Consider the following 14,578-nt stretch of genomic DNA (forward strand, 5'->3'; position numbering starts at 1 on the left):
AATGCTCTTTGCAAAAACTGGACAAGGTGTTGATATTTTTTCTCCAATAGGGATTTTGATTCTTCTTATTGGGGTTGTTTTGACTGTTGGGTTCCCTGTCGCAATGATTAAGTTCGGCAGAAAGAGCTAGTAAGCATTTAATTCCGTAAATGCTTCTTCTTTATCAAACAATTAATAATCAATTTTTTTAGTAATTAATTAATTTTCTATTTCCATCTCTAGTTTCTACTTTATTTATTCTTAACCCAATGAAAAGCACCCATATAAGTGCAAAGACTACTGGTAAGAAAACGATAGCAAGTTTCATCATTTTTTTAAAAGTGTAATTTGCTCAATATAATACCGTTGAAATAGGTATTTTATTTAAAATTTCACGTTTATTTACTATGCAATGCACAATTAGGGAGGCCACAAAAGCTCTCGGATTTAAAAGTAGAAATTCTCTTTATCTATTACGGAATATATTATCTCTAAATTTAATATTCATTTTATATAAATAAACTAGTGATTCAAATAATAAAGAATTAATAGAATTTCACACAAAAAAAAAGACTCTAATGAGTCTTTTAATTCAAATCTATAAAAAAATTTATTGATCAGTGTCAAGTTTACTAAAGTTTGGTCCAAGAATAATCCATATAAGGCCAAAAAGACCCATAAAAGCACCTCCTACGGCAGCTGCAGAAGGATTGAAACCACCTATAGTGATTGTAGTTAATAAATCCATTGATTAAAAAAACAAATTTCTTGCAATCATACAGAACTTTAGAGGAAATATACCTAATATATATAGAAAAGAAATAATCTAAATATATCTTCATTGATCGATCTACGTGGCACTAGATCGCTCAGGAGGTAGCTAGGGGGGTAGCTAAAGTTATATACAAACTAAATACGACTATATAGTTACTGCAATATTGAGACTCAAACTTATTCCACCTACTTATAAAAACTCTAGTCATAGTAATGAAATATTGATTAATCTCAATAAAATTACGGAGTGCTTTGAGAGCACTAGGTCGCAGGTTCGAATCCTGTCGCCCCTACCAGTTAAAAGCCAAGTCATACTAGCGAGTCTCCCAGCGCGCTTTTTTATTTCTCATTTGTCTTAAAATCTCTACGGGCGAGGGTTTGTATACTTTGGATAGCTTTGGATTTAGCTCGCCCATTATTATTGATATTTATTGAGTAATCGATTATAAATTACCAACAATACTATTACTCCTCCTATACCAAGAGCTGCATGGTATGGGTCATGATGATTATGCCAAAGCTCCTTTAAAAATTCCACAAAATATTAGTCCTTATATATAGAGAGTAATTGCTATCTAATTAAATATATAGAGTAATTATTCTCTAATTAAGTATCTTCTTTGTAAATCAATGTTAGGCAATCTTTTTTTTGTATTGATTGATGCCTTTCCCTTAAGCCAGCAAGATAGAGTGGTCATAGTTATGTTTAGCTCATTCGCTAGGACTTTTAGTGCTTTCAAGTCTGCTCCATAACCTGCTCTTTCTATCCAACTAGCCATTAGCGCAATATCGTGCTCAATGACATTCATAAGTTTGCGTGGGACCATTGAATAGCGGACTGAAGGAGATTCCTTAAGGTTTATTTTTTGCCATAGAGCTGCCATTTCCTGCCCTGTCATCTCTTCTCCAGCAATATTCATTGATTCTCCCAAAAACCTTTTGGGGTGTTCAAAAACAGCCCTTGTCCATAGTCCAACATCATCAACTGCGATGGTTTGCCAAACTTTGTCTTTATGAACAATTCCCGGAAAAATTGATTCGGAAATCTTCACACCAGGAAGATCACTATCGAAATTCTCAAAGTAGCTAACAGGTCGAAGAATTGTTGAAAGTTTTTTCAACCCATTAATCAGAATGTATTCCTCAATATTCCACTTGCTTGTGAAATGTCCTGGTGCTGGCTCATTCCTTAGAGGGTCCTTGGGTTTGCAAACCGAACTAAAAACAAAGTGCTTTAATGTACCTAAGTCAGCAAGTTGCTTTACAACATCTACTAAGTTTCTCCCTTGCTCTATTTCATATTGACGAACCATGCTTCCACGGCCCAATACCCACCCTTTTGTGGGCGTCGTATTGCCAAAAATTCCGTAAGCCCCTGAAAAAACTCTTTTTAAGCTTTCTGGTTCAAGGAGATCTCCTTGAACAATTTCAACATTTGGCAAGTTGGCCAAAACCTTAGCCCGCTTACTATAGGGAGAACGAGTAATTGCTCGAATCTGAAAAACACCACTTTGGGACAAATGCCTTACGACTGAAGACCCCTGTCGACCGGAGGCCATTGTCACTGCAATTACTGGCCTAGAGTTTTTTTTGATTAAGTTCCTCATAACTAGATAAATCGCCGAGAGAAGGACCAACCTGAAGCGATAAGTCCAAATGTTAAGAAAAATTACGTTTCTGTTAAGAAATGTAAAGTATTTTCTCCTCAATCGTGGCTATGTTATGGGAGAACTAGGTCGCAAGCGGGCGAGGATTTGTACATCTAAGGCTAATTGCGTATATCTTTGACCTATTTCTGAGACTAAGAATTTCTCTGAAATTGCGACTAACTTGCCCAGCCTGAATAGTTTATTTAACCTGCCGTCTAAAATTGGAGGGCGGGTGTTTAGGAAGCACTAGGTCGCAGGTTCGAATCCTGTCGCCCCGATCGTTTATAGCAGTAAGTCTCAGCTAATAAAATATTTACCTCAAAAATTCTTTCCCTCAAATAGTTATTATTAGGCTTGTTTTAATAATTAAATTAAAATATTTATTAAATTTTAGTATTCTTCAAAGCTAAACTTTTGCCCTCCTATGCTTGCTTCATACATAAGGCCTCCTTTTGAGTACGTAAGAACTGCAACTCCATCACTGTAATCAGCAGATGCATTAGCTCCCTCTGAAATTAATGCTGCACTAGCTGATGCCCCAAATTCAAAATTACCTTCAGTAAATCTCTCAAGAGATTTCTTATCTTTGAAAAAGATAATTTGGCTAAATGCTTGTCCACCTAATTGAAAGCCGATTGATACTTGAGTTAAGGTGGTTTTTCCAATAACATTTCCTTTTTCAAATACCTCACCACTACCTCTAGCTCCTCCGATTCCAATTCCTCCTTTTCCTACATTTGGGAAAACAGCGTAACCTCTAGCTTTTTTAAAGTAGGGTTTCAAAGAGGATATGTTTTTAAACTTATTTAATGCCTTTATTGTCTTATCACTAGCTTTTTTATCTTTAATATTTTTATCTAATAATGGTTTCCAACCAGAAATTAATAATTCATCTGAAATTTTATTTAATTGAGATTCATTAAAAGCAGATGATTGAACTGAAGTTAAATATTGCGGAAAAATTAATAGTGCAACAAAAAAAAACTTTCTAGTCATTTTCAAATAATTAATTACTAAATAAGAAATAATATACCCTAATCAAGAAATTTCACATCTCATGGTGCTTTGGGAGCAGTAGGTCGCAGGTTCGAATCCTGTCGCCCCTACTCTTAAAGACCAATTCATACTAGGGATTTACCCAGACTCGCTTTTTTATTGGAAAATCTGACGGCAGCAAGAGCCGTCAAATTGCCGTCAAAACGTTATTAATTTTTAGTATGAACAAGCATTCCAAGGATTTGATTGCATATGCCAGCCTGGCCCTTGGTAATATTCGTTTTTACCCCATTTATAAATTGATCGTGAGCCATTCTTAGAAACACAACCAAAGACACTCATATTTCTTGAAGTTGAACCTTCATTGCTAAATCTCCATGCACTAACTCTTAATTCAGAATCATTGGAGTACATTCCAATTAGATAATTACCCTTTTGAATCACTTTAATTTCTCCACTACAATCAGAATTATATTTTTCACAACTTTCCAGAGGGCCCGATGGAATATCTCCTATTTCTTCCCATCCTTCTGGGAGATAATCATTTTGAATAATAGATGCATGAGCTGTTGTTAGCACCTGATCAACATAAGTTGCGGCCACAGCTTGTCTAGCTTTACGAACTATATCCTGATAAACAAATTGTCCTAAAAAAATTAAGCCTCCAAATATAGCCAAAACAACTGATAATTCAGAAATACTATATCCATTCTTTTTTTCAAATATTTTATTTAAACTCATATTAAAAATGAAATCATTAATAAGTAGCTGTCCCTCCACTCTTCCTAAACATTTGAAAAGTTCAAGATTGTAAATAACTAATTTTCTATACCGCCCGCTACTTTTTGTTCCTCTAGTCGTTTTTTTAGTATTGCATAAGCTTCTATAGCCCATTCTCTAGATAATCGTAATTCATCAAAATAAGCTTCTAACTTCTCTCTAATTAATTTGCCAATTTTAAATACTTCTACGAAGCCTAGATAAATTATTACCGCCAACTTACTTATGGTTACTGCAAAAGCTGCTGTCTTTTCAACTGTTTTTTCTGGCATTTGAACTTATCTAATTTAATTAAAATTAACAGACGTAAAAAATATATCTAGCCCAATATTTTGGGGATCATATTATTTGTAATTTATAGAGAAGAATATGTTCATAGCAATACATTGAGTAGAATTAATAGTGAATAAGTGTATATTAGCTATACAGAATCCGTTCCAAAATTCTGTAGGTTTAAGGTCTGCCTATCTTTCAACTGCTAATAATTATTAGTTGAAAATAAAAAACCTATTTAATTTTCAAGAAATAAATATTGTTAATTGCCACTTTTTGTAGATCTACTTTTCAAAAAAACTATCAAATCAACGACCTAGTTAACATAAGACACTATGTCGTAGAGGGGGCTCTAAGTTCTATAAACATCTTGTATGATCTTCGAAGATTTAGCAATAAGTTGCCTCAAACTCGTTCCAGCATCTATAGTTAGTCTAGGCTATAACTAAAGTCTCAAGGTTTTCTTAAAAATAACGCCCAGTGCTTTGGGAGCACTAGGTCGCAGGTTCAAATCCTGTCGCCCCGAATCTTAAAAACCAATTCATACTATCGAGTCTAGCAACTCGCTCTTTTATTATCTATTAGTCTCACAACCCAAAGGGTATCTGTAGGGGGGCCTACAATCTTCGAAGATCCCCATAGGTGCTTACCATTTAGGTTCAGTTACTTGCCATCCTAAAGTAATTAATTGTTGGTACTCTTTGCGAGCATCATCTATTTTTATCTCTTTTCTTGTCTTCATAAGCGGTGGATTTTCACCTAACGCTCCAACAACTATTCCACTATCAATAAACATATACTCAAAAAACTTATCCTTATTATTCTTATTCTTCGTAAATCTTCTTACCTCAATCCAGTTAGGACATATTAACCATGCTTCCTCTGTTATCTTTCTTGCTTCACTATCCATAATTAAATAAGCAATAATCAAACAATTTCTCAAATACTAAAAATTAAGCTTCACCCCAGCGAATTAATTTTCAGTGAAAATACTACTTATATATATATTAATCTGTTATAAATTATCAACAATATTAGTCCTATTGCGCCTGCACCAAGAAGTGTATTTGGTTGATTATGCCAAAGCTCTTTAAAAAATTCTACATTCATTTAAAGGATTGGATATGCTATCCAACCAAATAAGGTGTAATTAATAATGACAGCCATAAAGCCTATCATTGCAAGCCTTCCATTTGTTCTTTCCGCAATATACCAATAGCTATTTGGCCATTCAAAAATTCCTCCCGTATTAAATATTTGGTCTTCTGAAACAAGAGTCTCTTTAGGAGTATTGTCCTGATCAAGATAATAATTACTATCTGGGTAAAAGCTTTCGCTTGAAAAATTATCTTTAAAGTCAACCATTTTATTAGAAATTTGATTTCAATTATCTTAAAAAGTTTTTTTTAATTATGTTGTTTTTAGTTCCTAAAACCTCACTATTAATTTAATAACAATATGAGGACAATATATTATGTGGAGACAGGAGGTCATATAAAACTCATTACTCCTCTCACTATCCTCATTAAAAACTTCCACGAAATGGATTTTATTAGAGAAGCAATGAAAAACAGAAAGTTAGCGACTGAAAAATTGCATAAATATTATAGAAAAATATACAAAAATCACCAATTTGCTTAATTAACTTGGAGGTTTGTTTTTAGGTCGGTTATAGACTTTATTATTTTTCTTTCTTTTTGATTTCTTATAAACCGCAAAAAATCCTAAAAACACTAAAGGAATTAATAAACCCTCTAGAAATAAAGGAAAATTAATCATAGACCTGAACTAATGGTAACGCTTTTCTCTTTTCAGCCTCCTTATAAAGAAAATAGAAAAAATAACTTCTAGTAACGGTAATACAAGCGGTTAGAAATGCTACTGCGACACATATAGGGCAATGAGGAAATCCCATATTTAAAGTTTATTTTTGATTATATTGTCGAGAATCTAGGGATACAATAAGCAGAAATACTAAATAGCTTGATATAACTAGCATCTATTCACAAATATATACATTAAATAGTGAAAAGTAAATGTTAAAAAGCATACTTAAGCTAATTTATTCGAAAAATTTTTAGATCGACTGTCAATCATTCCGCTCCTATATTTTCTTAAGTCTTTCGTATTAAACGTGTAGAAAAGCTAAACGCCAAGCATCTTTCAATCCTTTTACACCTCCCATTAAAAGTTTTGCATCTGAAGGAGAATATGACTTCATGCTTAAGGAATCTTTTTGCCAAGATTTTTCATTCCATTTAGTCATGAAAAAGATGGGTCTTATCCCCTCAAGTTTAGATCGAGTTTTTTGGGAGCAATAGGTCGCAGGTTCGAATCCTGTCGTCCCGATCATTTATACCAATGAATTAGAAATATACAGTAATTACATCCTCAAATTTTGCGGACAAAAGATGTTTAATTGAAAGGTAAGGTATTCTTAGTAGGAGATATGAAAAGTAATTCAAAAACAATTCCCGTCAAAGCAATAGGCAATACCCAAATAGCAATAAATCTATGATCAAAAAATCTTAAATGTTCTTCTCCTTTAAAAACACCTTTTAAAGAAGTGTATAAAGTTTCTGGTTTCTTATAGGATGGGCCATTTTTAATTGGAGAATATGGTTTTATAAATGCAGAGGAAGCTGCGAATGTTGCGAGTTTCCTAATTAAATAAATAGGCAATACCCAAGTAGCTACAAATCTTCCTCCTAGCCATTGACGCGCATTTGGGAGAGCATACTCTTTAATAGATTTATTCTCTGGCATTCCAGATTCCAAATTCTTATAAATATTTTCTAATGTGGATTCATTTTTTGATTTATTGATCATGTGATAAAAAAAATAACCTTAAAATTAATATCGAATAAAAATATTCCTAACTACTAAAATAACTAAAAAGCAGTTAAGAATATTTTCCTTGGCTAGGTTCATAAAGACGGAATGTTATACCGTTGCAGATTCGCCAAATATCTACATATTATTTATATATAAGAAACTCTTTTTTTAAAAGTAAATAATATACATAATCATGAATAATTTTTTAATAATTAAAGTTATTTAAAAAGGGAATTTAATTTATTATTTGAGCTTCTTTAAAAATTATTTAAACCTCATTTTCTAAGATTGCGAAAAAGAAAATGAGGTCAAAGGGAGGTTCTCATTACAAACCGCATTTCTCAAAGCTAGCGGTTAGTAGATTGCCCTAATATCTACTAATAAATTTATATAATGAGATATCAAATAAAGGAAGACTAATTTTATACAAATAAGTGTTTAATATTTTATTAAATAATTACTTAGTATTAGGAAATTAATGCGCTTACTAAATTGATTGAAAGATGAAAAAAAGAATAAAGAGAAACTGCAAAAAATAAATACTGTTCTATTGGAATCATGACAAGGTACTAACTAAGAGTTAAAAGAAATTAGATTAATTTTTTGTTAAAAAAATATATTCTAAAATATAAATTTGTTCTAATGATTCATTTTTAAGAATCATTTTTTTTTGCAAATTATCATCTGGAGAATTAAAAGCACCCCATCTTTTTAGCCAAAATAAGGTATAAAAAAATGCCATTATAAAAGGAGTTCCAACAATTAAAAATCTTATATCCATTTTAATTTCCTAATTAATAAGATTTAAACTGCATCGCCAAAATTGCTCCCAAGAAGAAAACCGTTGGAATCCCCAGGGCATTAACAGCAGCCGTTCTGACTGTAAAAACTGGATATCCTTCTGATGGTCTTCCTGTATTAGGAACAACAGCTGAATCTCCCCAAACTTGATAGTTTTCAAAAGGGGCTACTCCTCTTTTTGGCAACCCAAATGGAGTCAATCTAAATACATCCCATTTACCTAACCAAAACACTGTAAATATCCATGCAAATATTATTGGTGAAATAACGAGTAAAACTCTAAAGTCCATTTGTATAGTAATAATAAATTTGATTATTATTTTGTCTCTTTTACTTAAAAAAATAATTGAATCATTAACTTATATTTAAACAAAAACTCTTAATAACATTGGTTCTTATCATTATTAACATCAGGAAATGATTAATTGATTAAAGTAAAGTATATTTTTTAAATTGCGATATTTGGCTATTTTTTTTGATGTAGATTTTAGATAATTATAAAAACTAATATGGAGACCTTTAGATTCTTACTTTTTGGTTTTGCAGGAGTTAGTGTATTTTTTTGGGTAGCCGTTATAGCTTTATGGCATGCATACATGTTTCCAAGATTCTTCAAAGAAGATAAAGGTTTAAATTCAGTAATTAATGAAGAAATTAGTTTTTCAAAAACTCCTATCTTAGGTAATCTAGTTAAGAGCAATAATTTCAGAAATAGAGAAAAGTATTCAATGAAAAGTTTTGTCATAGCAGACTTTTCATCTGAAAATAATAATTTCAAACTTAATAAACTTTATACAATAGTAATGATTGGAGTTACTTTTGCTAGTTTTATTTTTCTCACTTATGGATTAAGCAGTTCAATAACAACAGTAAGTTAAATGGATCTATATATTTAATTGTTTTTATTACTTGCTTTGTTTATTTAATTTTTGACTCATTCAAAAATATAAATATTAAATAGATTACTAATGTTTTTTACCCGCTAATAAAAATTTCCTTCTTATGTAAAAAAAAACTAATGTAGTTATTATCATTACAGGCGGATGAATTGATATTGAATTTAGATATTCGTAGAAATCAAAGGGGGCCAAATTTTTTGCTCATAATTTCTTAAAACTATATAACAGCTTTCAAATTTTGATTGATTTAAATAGATCAATATCGCGTATAAAATGCTAGTTAAGTTTTATCTTGACGAATATTTTGAGGCCAAATTGCAAACAAATATTGCTTAATTTGTCCTGACAAACTTCGCAGTACTAAGCAAAAAAATAGATATGCCTTGAAAACCTATTACTTCACTAGGGTCGTTAAGTACTTTGGGATCACTAGGTCCCAGGTTGGAATCATATAGACCCGACTCTAACAATCCAAGTAATAGAAAGTATTATCAACCTGTCTTGTTTTTGTTTACTATCTCAAATTGAGAAGGGTGATCTCAGAGGATGCACTTTGATGTATTTAGTGTCTAGGAATTGCTACTAGAAAAATTGTTTGTTTCCACCCCTGATAACGTAATCCAGTTAATCTCTTTTCATATCTTTCTTTTTCTTCTTCTTTTTATCTTTCTTTTTCTTTTTTACCTTTTCATAAACCTCATCAGCCTTTTGTTCAATATTATCCAGCTTATTTGAAAGTACTTTTATAGCTTCAGCTTTTTCTTCTTTAACTACAGTATCTTTTACCTCAATAAATTTAACTGTGTCTTCTTTAACCACATGATCTTTTACCTCTTGTGTTTCAACTCCAAACATACCTTTAATAAAATTGGCTATAAAAATAAGAACAGGAATATGGGCTAAACCACCAAATACTATTTTTGTTTCTGAATAAGCCATTTATGAGTTAAAAGAACTGAGATATTTAAGCATAAATTTAATTTTTATAATACTTTTATTAAGCCATTAACTAGAGAGTTGATATAAAGGTTCTGCATGGAATTTTCGTTTTTTTCTTTATTAATCTCTTATAAAAAATAACCTTGAGTAACAGTTTTACAAGCGGTTAGAAATGCTAGGAAGACACATACATATAGGGAATGTGGAGATCTTATATTTAATTAGTCTATGCCTTAACAAAATTCTCAGGATTTTCTTCAAAATAATGTCCAGTGATTTGAGAGTCCTTTGTCGCTGGTTAAATAGTATCGTTTCGATCAGTTTTAGCAGTAAATCTCATCTAATAAATTACAGATAAAAAAGCTTGCTCCCAAAATGTACAAAAAAATCTCTTTGGTGCTGGTTTGTTTATAAAGATCCAGCTAATTAAATAAACAAATGATATAATTTCGTAAAAAAAACCAAGTGAAAATATCTCAAGCTCTAACTTCAATAACTTTAGTTTTTGGATCAATTTTGTCTGTTTCTGCTAACGAATACAAATTTGAAGAAATCAAATTTAATCAAATTCCTAATGAACAAAATAATTATGAGCCTAAAGACAAATTAGATGAATACATAATCAAAGGGGCAAATTATTCAACCAAATTTGTTCCATTAATGAATAACGGGGCAAAGGGTGATGAATATACTGGCATAATGGCAGATGATCTTAATAGATTATTAGTTGACGCTGGATTTGATTTTGCAAATGCAAAGGCAAATGGTGAGATACAAAAAATCCCATTTTTTGCTCAGACATCTGTAAATATTTCTGGTGGGACAGAATCAGATACCAGCTTCTCAATAAATAGTTTGATGAAGCTAGGCGAGCTTGCAAAAGATGATCAGGGTGATTTAAAAACTCTTGCTTTCTCTCAAGCAAGATTTGCCACTGCTACAAATGCAGAAGGTTCCACTATTAATATTGGTTTAGGAATTAGAAATCGTCCCGATGATATTTCTATGGTTGGAGCTAATGCATTCTGGGATTACAGAATGACAGATTACAGTGATGCACATAGCAGACTTGGATTAGGTGGAGAATATTTCTGGAAGGATTTTGAATTTAGAAATAACTGGTATATGGCAATTACTAATGAAAAGGACGTAATTATAAAAGGTGTTGATTACCAAGAGAGGGTAGTACCAGGATGGGATTTAGAAGTAGGTTACAGACTTCCAAATAATCCAGAACTTGCTTTTTATATTAGAGGATTTAACTGGGATTACAAATATACTCAAGACAATTCTGGATTAGAAGGAGCGGTTAGTTGGCAAGCTACTCCGCACGTTGGTTTAGAAGCTTATGTTTCTAATGAAATATCCGCAGCATCAACAACAGCTAATACTGACCTACCGGGTACGGACGAAAACTTTTTTGGTTTAAGAATGAACATAACAGGCAATCCAGTCAAATTTGAGAAATCAAATTACAAGAAAAACATGGTTACTCAAATGACTCAACCAGTAAAACGTAAGTATGATGTTCTGCTAGAAAGATCAGCAGGTGGGGTTTTCCAGAATAGGGCTAAAGGAGTTTAAACATTGAAAACTAAATTTAACAACTCAACAAAAACTATTCCATTGAAATTAAAACAAAATCTTTTAAAAAACATTAACTCAATTGCAGTTGGATTTGGGTTAATTGGATTTACAGCTTTTACAGATGTTGCCAAGGCTGAAGCGCCTCTAAAATGCATGACTAGGGATGGTGTAGCAGGAGGGATCGGTGAAAAAGTGGATGGCAAATATTCGAAAACACCTGCACAAATTGGAGATGCCATGACATTTTGCACAGATACTCCAGACAGGTTTGTAATAACAATTCATGAATTAGGGTTGTGCACTGATCCACCTATCCAGGAAGGTTCTCCAAGAACATTTAGTCGTAATGACTGTGTAGTAACTATGACCAGCGATGGGGTTACTGCAGATTTGGCAAATAGTACAGTTAATCTTCCTCAAATGGATGGGAGACCTCCTTCAAATACTTACACACACGCATATATAATTCTCACAAATACTTTTGGTTTAAGAGGAAGTGTCACTCTCAAAAATAATTTAGGTGCAGATGTAAGATACTGCTCCCAAAATACAGAAGATGCAAATAGTACTCCTGGCACAACAGAAGGTAATTTCTGCACTCCAGAAAATCACACAGAAGTTCTTAACAATTTTGCGGATGGGGATGATTATAGTCCATTCTTCCCTGCTGAGACAATGGATGGAGGAGGGAAAGTATCTGCACTTCTTACAGGAGATGATACAAATTTAACAACTGCTACAAATGAAAGTGAAGCAAAAAGACTTATAGGTGTTTTTGAGACAAATGCTGGAACTCCAGTAGTTATTAATAATGGAACTAATGGATTAGAAATGCAACTTACAGTAACCGATATAGGATACGGTATAGAATTCCGAGGTGGAGAACCCCTAGATTTTGGATCAATGCCTTTCAAGCCAGTTTTTGCGACCTTCTAATATTTCCAACCTCAAATAAAAAGATGATATCCCCTAATTTTTGATCGACTATCAATCAAAAATTTTATGACACATAACACGTAGTTTCTCTCAATAAATTTCTTAACTCTAAAAACTAATTATCTATTAAATTAAATATTTATAAGTATGAATCAAAGCAATTTTTCTGAGTTTGAGGATTTTTTATATCCTCACATGATTCATGTGAATCATAAGAATCACTTCTATCAGAAAATACCTTCTCTTCATTCGATAGATCTTCTTTAGGTTGTTTTTTAATATTTTTGTCATCCGAATCTTTTGATTTAAAATTAGAATTTTTATCATTCATAATTTTATTTATGTTATTTTTATACAATTTAAATTCTTTAGTTTTATAAGAAAATTGACCTTCTTTATTGAAAGGTATTTGACATGCAATGCTTAAATCAATCTCTTTTTCAAATGTGTAAGATTTGGCAACTAATTCTTCATTAATGACACATTTTTTTAAGGAGCCTAAGTTAGTAATATTTTTGAGATCTATTAAATTCTTATTATAGTTAGCGATAGAATTAGCATAAACAATCCGTGATTGAGTCAGATCTCTTTGATTATTTATAATTTCTCTTTGTGAAGCAACTCCTGCATTAAATCTTAATCGCGAAATTTTTAAAATATTTTTATTATTATTTACTTGGCTACTTGTATTTAAGATATTTTTGAGAGAGGTTTTTAAAGTTTTGTAGCTTTCTGAAACTTTAAATTTTATTTTATTTTCTTCATCTTTTATTCTCAGATTAAATTCATCATATTTACTTTTCTTGAATTCTCTTATGTATCTATTTTTTCCCCCGTTGAATATATCCCATTTTGCTGTAATTGCAATAGTATTTTCATATTCACTTCCAGTTTCATCAAAATCAACAGGAGGGACAACATTAGACTGCCCCTGATTAAGATTTGAAGATAGCCTATTAACCAAACTAAATTTTGGCTTACTTTTACCAAGTTCTTTGTTACTTTTATTATGGCTAATCTTGAGATCTAAATTTAATTTTTCTAAGCTTTTATTTTTTGTTTTAGCAAAATCTATAGTTTCATCTAAATCCATTTCCCAAAATCCTATAATCGAATTTGCATATCTAAATTTTCTGATATCTTTTTTATTAACTCCAATAATTTCACTTAGGGAATTAATTATTAATTCAAGTTCATTTTTTTTATCATTTAGAAATTTCATATCTCTAGACAATTGACTTTCAGCCTCTAAAACTTCAATATCTGAAACTAATAATGCTTTATTTAATATTTTTGCATCATCGAGACTAGATCCTGACAACAAAAAAGCTTTTTGGGCAATTTCAACCTTTTCATATGCTAATTGCAATTCTACAAAAAACTTTTGAGCTCTAGAAATTAATGCATCCCTAAAAATATTGAATTCTAATTTAGCTTTTGATAGTTGATTTTCTGAGAGAATTACATTTTGAGATTTTTCCGGATCATATAATTTATAACTTACAGTAGCTGATAAAGAACCTTTTAATTCACTCGTTTCTTTTTTAGGATTATCACCTTTTCCTATCGAATATTTTGGGATCCCATCAGTAGATATCTGTATAGAAGGTTTTAATTCAGATTTCACAATTGATAAATTATTTTGAGCTTGTTCCAATTTTATTTTTTCCGCCTTAAGCTCTAAGTTGTTTTCATCAATCAAATTTATTAAATCATCAAATTCTAAAGATTTGATTGAAATCTCATCCATTTGTGATTTTTCACTTACTTTAGTCACATTATTATTTTTGGAAATTCTTTTAAATTGATATGATTTAATATCTTTCTTATCAAAGGAATTACTTAAAAACTCTGGATTAGTGGACGAATAAGATTGAGATCCTAAGAAGGTGCTTAATAAAAAGATTTTTAAATATATTTTTAAATATATTTTTAAACTTTTTTTCAAAAACCCTTCCATATATACATCAATTTTAGTTGCTACTTTCTCAATGGCAATAGATATTTCATTTGTTATCTTACAAATCTTTTAATAAAATTATTTATTAAAGAAATTAGTAATGACATGCAAACAAGCTTTCAATTTACTCCAATATTTTAAAAAACTGTTGGAGATGTATTTCTTTTTTT

General features: G+C 31.2%; 17 protein-coding genes and 1 tRNA gene. 5 read left to right on the top strand and 13 right to left on the bottom strand.

What is annotated here, in order from left to right; genetic code table 11:
• Position 1 precedes the first annotated feature (1 nt).
• Positions 2 to 130 carry a hypothetical protein gene (locus tag PMT9312_RS10040; protein WP_263890805.1) on the top strand — a complete coding sequence of 43 codons (129 nt, stop codon included), beginning with the start codon at positions 2 to 4 and terminating at the stop codon, positions 128 to 130.
• Between the two features lie 459 nt (positions 131 to 589).
• On the opposite strand, the gene PMT9312_RS09810 is transcribed toward PMT9312_RS10040, so the two are convergent.
• A complete protein-coding gene (locus PMT9312_RS09810; RefSeq protein WP_193741805.1) occupies positions 590 to 727 on the bottom strand; it encodes a hypothetical protein in 138 nt (45 codons plus the stop codon).
• Between the two features lie 134 nt (positions 728 to 861).
• Between PMT9312_RS09810 and PMT9312_RS09600 the strand changes: the two genes are divergently transcribed.
• A tRNA-Ser gene (locus PMT9312_RS09600) sits at positions 862 to 1,049 on the top strand.
• A 300-nt stretch (positions 1,050 to 1,349) separates the two neighbouring features.
• Here the strand turns inward: PMT9312_RS09600 and PMT9312_RS06030 are convergent.
• The 10 genes from PMT9312_RS06030 to psbF all read right to left on the bottom strand — a co-directional run bounded on the left by PMT9312_RS06030 (position 1,350) and on the right by psbF (position 8,377).
• Entirely contained in the window at positions 1,350 to 2,360 is a 1,011-nt protein-coding gene (locus PMT9312_RS06030; RefSeq protein WP_011376718.1) for an NmrA/HSCARG family protein, read from the bottom strand.
• A 432-nt stretch (positions 2,361 to 2,792) separates the two neighbouring features.
• On the bottom strand, positions 2,793 to 3,398 hold the full coding sequence (locus PMT9312_RS06035) for a YSC84-related protein (protein WP_011376719.1): 606 nt from the start codon (positions 3,396 to 3,398) through the stop codon (positions 2,793 to 2,795).
• Between the two features lie 216 nt (positions 3,399 to 3,614).
• Positions 3,615 to 4,139, bottom strand: a complete 525-nt coding sequence (locus PMT9312_RS06040) for a type II secretion system protein (RefSeq protein ID WP_152556495.1) — start codon at positions 4,137 to 4,139, stop codon at positions 3,615 to 3,617.
• Positions 4,140 to 4,216: 77 nt separating this feature from the next.
• Positions 4,217 to 4,450: a hypothetical protein gene (locus PMT9312_RS06045; protein WP_036923988.1), complete on the bottom strand. Its 234-nt coding sequence runs from the start codon at positions 4,448 to 4,450 to the stop codon at positions 4,217 to 4,219.
• 647 nt (positions 4,451 to 5,097) lie between these two features.
• Positions 5,098 to 5,361: a DUF1651 domain-containing protein gene (locus tag PMT9312_RS06050; protein WP_011376721.1), complete on the bottom strand. Its 264-nt coding sequence runs from the start codon at positions 5,359 to 5,361 to the stop codon at positions 5,098 to 5,100.
• A 200-nt stretch (positions 5,362 to 5,561) separates the two neighbouring features.
• Positions 5,562 to 5,816 carry a high light inducible protein gene (locus PMT9312_RS09815; RefSeq protein ID WP_011376722.1) on the bottom strand — a complete coding sequence of 85 codons (255 nt, stop codon included), beginning with the start codon at positions 5,814 to 5,816 and terminating at the stop codon, positions 5,562 to 5,564.
• Between the two features lie 763 nt (positions 5,817 to 6,579).
• On the bottom strand, positions 6,580 to 6,717 hold the full coding sequence (locus PMT9312_RS09820; protein ID WP_193741806.1) for a hypothetical protein: 138 nt from the start codon (positions 6,715 to 6,717) through the stop codon (positions 6,580 to 6,582).
• A gap of 149 nt (positions 6,718 to 6,866) precedes the next feature.
• Complete coding sequence (locus PMT9312_RS06065; RefSeq protein WP_011376724.1) at positions 6,867 to 7,280, bottom strand: hypothetical protein; 414 nt, start codon at positions 7,278 to 7,280, stop codon at positions 6,867 to 6,869.
• Positions 7,281 to 7,881: 601 nt separating this feature from the next.
• Positions 7,882 to 8,067 (bottom strand): hypothetical protein, encoded by a 186-nt coding sequence (locus tag PMT9312_RS06070; RefSeq protein ID WP_036923994.1) that lies wholly within the window; start codon positions 8,065 to 8,067, stop codon positions 7,882 to 7,884.
• 13 nt (positions 8,068 to 8,080) lie between these two features.
• Positions 8,081 to 8,377 carry a cytochrome b559 subunit beta, long form gene (gene psbF, locus PMT9312_RS06075; protein WP_011376725.1) on the bottom strand — a complete coding sequence of 99 codons (297 nt, stop codon included), beginning with the start codon at positions 8,375 to 8,377 and terminating at the stop codon, positions 8,081 to 8,083.
• 219 nt (positions 8,378 to 8,596) lie between these two features.
• On the opposite strand from psbF, the gene PMT9312_RS06080 reads away from it, so the two are divergent.
• Positions 8,597 to 8,965, top strand: a complete 369-nt coding sequence (locus PMT9312_RS06080; RefSeq protein WP_011376726.1) for a hypothetical protein — start codon at positions 8,597 to 8,599, stop codon at positions 8,963 to 8,965.
• A 645-nt stretch (positions 8,966 to 9,610) separates the two neighbouring features.
• Here the strand turns inward: PMT9312_RS06080 and PMT9312_RS06085 are convergent.
• Positions 9,611 to 9,925 (bottom strand): hypothetical protein, encoded by a 315-nt coding sequence (locus PMT9312_RS06085; protein ID WP_011376727.1) that lies wholly within the window; start codon positions 9,923 to 9,925, stop codon positions 9,611 to 9,613.
• A gap of 465 nt (positions 9,926 to 10,390) precedes the next feature.
• On the opposite strand from PMT9312_RS06085, the gene PMT9312_RS06090 reads away from it, so the two are divergent.
• Both PMT9312_RS06090 and PMT9312_RS06095 read left to right on the top strand, forming a co-directional pair.
• Positions 10,391 to 11,509: an inverse autotransporter beta domain-containing protein gene (locus tag PMT9312_RS06090; protein ID WP_011376728.1), complete on the top strand. Its 1,119-nt coding sequence runs from the start codon at positions 10,391 to 10,393 to the stop codon at positions 11,507 to 11,509.
• A 3-nt stretch (positions 11,510 to 11,512) separates the two neighbouring features.
• Positions 11,513 to 12,448 (top strand): hypothetical protein, encoded by a 936-nt coding sequence (locus PMT9312_RS06095; RefSeq protein ID WP_011376729.1) that lies wholly within the window; start codon positions 11,513 to 11,515, stop codon positions 12,446 to 12,448.
• Positions 12,449 to 12,587: 139 nt separating this feature from the next.
• Here PMT9312_RS06095 and PMT9312_RS06100 read toward each other — a convergent pair whose 3' ends face one another.
• On the bottom strand, positions 12,588 to 14,396 hold the full coding sequence (locus tag PMT9312_RS06100) for a TolC family protein (protein ID WP_193741807.1): 1,809 nt from the start codon (positions 14,394 to 14,396) through the stop codon (positions 12,588 to 12,590).
• Positions 14,397 to 14,578 lie beyond the last annotated feature (182 nt).

Origin of the sequence: Prochlorococcus marinus str. MIT 9312, from assembly GCF_000012645.1 — a bacterium.
In the GTDB taxonomy this organism is placed as follows: domain Bacteria; phylum Cyanobacteriota; class Cyanobacteriia; order PCC-6307; family Cyanobiaceae; genus Prochlorococcus_A; species Prochlorococcus_A marinus_L.

Coding starts and splice junctions, on each gene's coding strand:
- PMT9312_RS10040 (WP_263890805.1), top strand. CDS start 2: ATGCTCTTTGCAAAAACTGGACAAGGTGTTGATATTTTTTCTCCAATA.
- PMT9312_RS06065 (WP_011376724.1), bottom strand. CDS start 7,280: ATGATCAATAAATCAAAAAATGAATCCACATTAGAAAATATTTATAAG.
- PMT9312_RS06050 (WP_011376721.1), bottom strand. CDS start 5,361: ATGGATAGTGAAGCAAGAAAGATAACAGAGGAAGCATGGTTAATATGT.
- PMT9312_RS06085 (WP_011376727.1), bottom strand. CDS start 9,925: ATGGCTTATTCAGAAACAAAAATAGTATTTGGTGGTTTAGCCCATATT.
- PMT9312_RS09810 (WP_193741805.1), bottom strand. CDS start 727: ATGGATTTATTAACTACAATCACTATAGGTGGTTTCAATCCTTCTGCA.
- PMT9312_RS06040 (WP_152556495.1), bottom strand. CDS start 4,139: ATGAGTTTAAATAAAATATTTGAAAAAAAGAATGGATATAGTATTTCT.
- PMT9312_RS09820 (WP_193741806.1), bottom strand. CDS start 6,717: ATGACTAAATGGAATGAAAAATCTTGGCAAAAAGATTCCTTAAGCATG.
- PMT9312_RS06080 (WP_011376726.1), top strand. CDS start 8,597: ATGGAGACCTTTAGATTCTTACTTTTTGGTTTTGCAGGAGTTAGTGTA.
- PMT9312_RS09815 (WP_011376722.1), bottom strand. CDS start 5,816: ATGGTTGACTTTAAAGATAATTTTTCAAGCGAAAGCTTTTACCCAGAT.
- PMT9312_RS06045 (WP_036923988.1), bottom strand. CDS start 4,450: ATGCCAGAAAAAACAGTTGAAAAGACAGCAGCTTTTGCAGTAACCATA.
- PMT9312_RS06070 (WP_036923994.1), bottom strand. CDS start 8,067: ATGGATATAAGATTTTTAATTGTTGGAACTCCTTTTATAATGGCATTT.
- PMT9312_RS06035 (WP_011376719.1), bottom strand. CDS start 3,398: ATGACTAGAAAGTTTTTTTTTGTTGCACTATTAATTTTTCCGCAATAT.
- PMT9312_RS06030 (WP_011376718.1), bottom strand. CDS start 2,360: ATGAGGAACTTAATCAAAAAAAACTCTAGGCCAGTAATTGCAGTGACA.
- psbF (WP_011376725.1), bottom strand. CDS start 8,377: ATGGACTTTAGAGTTTTACTCGTTATTTCACCAATAATATTTGCATGG.